Annotated in this window: 3 protein-coding genes; all 3 read left to right on the top strand. The window is 66.4% G+C overall.

The features are described 5' to 3' along the window. The coding region (locus AAG801_RS40995; protein WP_341893611.1) for an enolase C-terminal domain-like protein at positions 1 to 740 on the top strand (740 nt) is incomplete at its 5' end. A gap of 49 nt (positions 741 to 789) precedes the next feature. Beyond that, complete coding sequence (locus tag AAG801_RS40990; protein ID WP_341893610.1) at positions 790 to 1,887, top strand: SMP-30/gluconolactonase/LRE family protein; 1,098 nt, start codon at positions 790 to 792, stop codon at positions 1,885 to 1,887. Positions 1,888 to 1,944: 57 nt separating this feature from the next. Further along, positions 1,945 to 3,381 (top strand): aldehyde dehydrogenase family protein, encoded by a 1,437-nt coding sequence (locus AAG801_RS40985; protein WP_341893609.1) that lies wholly within the window; start codon positions 1,945 to 1,947, stop codon positions 3,379 to 3,381. Positions 3,382 to 3,597 lie beyond the last annotated feature (216 nt).

Below are 3,597 nucleotides of genomic sequence, written 5' to 3'. Positions count from 1 at the left end.
GCTTCACCGACTTCAAGCTCAAGGGCGGCGTGCTGCGCGGCGAAGAAGAAGTCGAGGCGATCCGCGCGCTGCACGAGCGCTTTCCGCAGGCGCGCGTCACGCTCGACCCGAATGGCGGCTGGCTGCTGGCCGACGCCATCCGCCTGTGCCGCGACCTGCACGGCGTGATGGCCTATGCCGAAGACCCGTGCGGCGCCGAAGGCGTGTTCTCGGGCCGCGAGGTGATGGCGGAGTTTCGCCGCGCCACCGGCCTGCCCACCGCCACCAACATGGTCGCCACCGACTGGCGCGAGATGGTGCACAGCCTCTCGCTGCAGTCGGTCGACATTCCGCTGGCCGACCCGCACTTCTGGACGATGCAGGGCTCGGTGCGCGTGGCGCAGCTGTGCCAGGCCTGGGGCCTGACCTGGGGCTCGCATTCGAACAACCACTTCGACGTGTCGCTCGCGATGTTCACGCACGTGGCCGCCGCCGCGCCCGGCAAGGTCACGGCCATCGACACGCACTGGATCTGGCAGGACGGCCAGCGCCTCACGACGGCCCCGCTGCAGATCGAAGGCGGCCTCGTGCAGGTGCCCACGCGCGGCGGCCTGGGCATCGAGCTCGACATGGCCGAGGTCGAGAAGGCGCATCAGCTGTACCTGAAACATGGCCTCGGTGCGCGCAACGACGCGCAGGCGATGCAGTTCCTCATTCCGAACTGGACCTTCGACAACAAGCGCCCCTGCATGGTCCGCTGAGCGCCCGGTGCCTTCGTGCGCTGACGGCTGAAACATCCAAGGAGACTGAATGAACAAGCACATGGACCGTCGTCGGCTGCTGCAAGCAGCGGCCGGCTCGGCACTCGGCGCGGTGGCCGCCGCCGCGGGCGCGCAGTCGTTTCCCTTCAAGCCGCAGCAGCGCTACCCCGACCCGTCGGTGCTGATTCTCGATCCCAGCTTTGCGAAGTACCGCATCTACAGCAGCACGCTCGAACAGGTCGGCACGGGCATGCGCTGGGCCGAGGGGCCGGTGTACCTGCCGCGCGAGGGCTACCTCGTGTGCAGCGACATTCCGAACAACCGGCTCATGCGCTACGAGGAAAAGACCGGCGAGTTCAAGGTCCACAAGGCGAACGCCGGCTACTGCAACGGCAACACGCGCGACCGCCAAGGGCGCCTCATCTGCTGCGAGCACTCGGTGACGCGGCGCGTGGTGCGCACCGAGCTTGACGGGCGCATGACCGTGCTGGCCGACCGCTACCAGGGCAAGCGGCTGAATTCGCCGAACGACGTGGTCGTGAAATCGGACGACACCGTGTGGTTCACCGACCCGCTCTTCGGCATCTCGGGCACGTGGGAAGGCGAGAGGGCCGCCCCCGAGCAGGCGACGACCAACGTGTACCGCCTCACGCCCGACGGCCAGCTGTCGGCGGTGATCACCGACCTCGTGAACCCGAACGGCCTGGCCTTTTCGCCGGACGAAAAAAAACTTTACGTCGTCGAGTGGAAGGGCACGCCGAACCGCAGCCTGTGGAGCTACGACGTGGCGGCCGACGGCAGCGTGTCGAACAAGGCGAAGCTCATCGATGGCACGGGCGCCGCGGCGCTCGACGGTTTTCGCGTCGACCGCGACGGCAACCTCTGGATGGGCTGGGGCTGGAACGGCGCACTCGCGCCCGAACCCATCGATGCCGGCAACGGCATGAAGGTCTATCAGCCGCAGGCGAAGTCCGAAGACCTCGATGGCGTCAAGATCTTCAACGCGCAAGGCAAGCCCATCGGTTTCATCCGCCTGCCCGAACGCTGTGCCAACCTCACCTTCGGCGGCCCCAAGAACAACCGCCTCTACATGGCGGCCAGCCACTCGCTGTACGCCCTCTACGTGGAGTCCGAAGGCGCCACCTAGCCGTCGGACTTTTCCAACCTCCTCACCGCAACACGCACACAAGCAAGGACATCGACGATGACTGAATTCAACAACCTCATCAATGGCGAATGGCTGGCCGGCCAGAGCTACAGCCCCAACATCAACCCCAGCAACCTGGCCGACGTGCTGGGCCAGTACACGCAGGGCGACAAGGGCCACGTCGACGCCGCCGTGGCAGCCGCCACCGCCGCCTTCCCCGCATGGGCGACGGGCAGCATCCAGGCGCGCTCCGATGCGCTCGACAAGATCGGCACGGAGATCCTCGCGCGCAAGGAAGAGCTCGGCACGCTGCTCGCACGCGAAGAAGGCAAGACCAAGGCCGAAGGCATCGGCGAGGCCACGCGCGCGGGCCAGATCTTCAAGTTCTTCGCGGGCGAATGCCTGCGCCTGTCGGGTGAGTTGCTGCCGTCGGTGCGTCCGAACATCGGCGTGGAGATCACGCGCGAGCCGGTCGGCGTGGTCGGGCTCATCACGCCGTGGAACTTCCCGATCGCCATTCCCGCCTGGAAGATCGCTCCGGCATTGGCCTTCGGCAACTGCGTGGTGCTCAAGCCTGCCGACCTCGTGCCGGGCTGCGCCTGGGCGCTGGCCGAAATCATCAGCCGCTCGGGCATTCCGGCCGGCGTGTTCAACCTCGTGATGGGCCGCGGCAGCGTGATCGGCGATGCGCTGGTCAACCACCCCGGCATCCATGCGATCAGCTTCACGGGCTCGGTGGGCGTGGGCCGCAACATCGCGGTGCAATGCGTCACCAACCACAAGAAGGTGCAGCTCGAAATGGGCGGCAAGAACCCGCAGGTGGTGCTCGACGACGCCGACCTCGCGCAGGCCGTGGAGCTCAGCGTGCAGAGCGCGTTCTACTCGACGGGCCAGCGCTGCACGGCGTCGAGCCGCCTCATCGTGACCGAAGGCATCTACCCGAAGTTCATCGAGGCGATGAAGACGCGCATGGCGAAGATCAAGGTCGGCGACGCGCTCGCGCAGGGCACCGACGTGGGCCCGGTTTCGTCGAAGTCACAGCTCGACCAGGACATGGAATACGTCGCCATCGGCAAGGGCGAAGGCGCCACGCTGGCGGCCGGCGGCGAGCTGCTGAAGCTGGAGACCGATGGCTACTACATGTCGCCGGCGCTGTTCAGCGAATCCGCCGCGAACATGCGCATCAACCGCGAGGAAGTGTTCGGCCCGGTGGCGAGCGTGATCCGCGTGAAGAACTACGAAGATGCGCTGGCCACGGCCAACGACACCGAGTTCGGTCTGTCGGCTGGCATCGCGACCACCTCGCTGAAGTACGCGACGCACTTCAAGCGCCACAGCCAGGCGGGCATGGTGATGGTGAACCTGCCGACGGCGGGGGTGGACTATCACGTGCCCTTCGGTGGCCGCAAGGGTTCGAGCTACGGGCCGCGTGAGCAGGGCAAGTACGCGCAGGAGTTCTTCACTACGGTGAAGACGGCTTACACGTTGGCCTGACGCTTCTTCTTGTCTCGTTGGAAGCCCCCGCTCGGGGGCTTTTTTACGTCTGCGTTGTTCGGGGCGCGTGCACAGGCCACCGGGTACTTCCCTCCGCGAATGTCCCCCGCTTCGCTCCTCCTGATATTGTTTAATCCGCTCCTACCGCGCTAAAGGGAGCCCGTTCGGTGAACCCCGATCTCCTCCTTGGGCCGACCAGCCCGCAATCAAGACTGG

Source organism: Variovorax sp. YR752, assembly GCF_943372545.1.
This window is presented reverse-complemented; position numbering and strand designations above follow the sequence as displayed.